We start from the raw sequence: 309 nt of genomic DNA, 5'->3' as shown, positions 1-309 counted from the left end.
TGGCATCACTGAGTCTATGGAAGCTCTCAGCGATGAACGATGCACTGACAGACCTCGCGACGTTTAACGCTGCGGAATCAAATTCGATTTCGCAGGCATTGACTTATGCCAATCAGGCGTCTGCTGCCGCACGAAATCTAATTATTCTGAACGATTTGCCCCGTATGCACGAGCAACGGAAGATCTTTGACGAGCAAGTTCAGAAGTCCACAGATATTTTCGCGAAAACACAGGAACTTTTTAACCAGGATCCGGGAACAACCGACGACGAACGGCAATTCCTGCGGCGATCGGAAGAGCTGCGGCGCG

The 309-nt window shown here is 50.8% G+C and carries 1 pseudogene; it reads left to right on the top strand.

Features of this window, described 5'->3' with window-relative positions:
* Positions 1–32 precede the first annotated feature (32 nt).
* Positions 33–309 (top strand): annotated as a pseudogene (locus SB764_RS39145) (hypothetical protein); the annotation flags it as partial.

Origin of the sequence: Paraburkholderia sp. SIMBA_027, assembly GCF_046535315.1 — a bacterium.
GTDB classification, from domain to species: domain Bacteria; phylum Pseudomonadota; class Gammaproteobacteria; order Burkholderiales; family Burkholderiaceae; genus Paraburkholderia; species Paraburkholderia tropica.
Note: the sequence above shows the minus strand (reverse complement) of the source record. Positions and strands in the feature narration are given on the sequence as shown.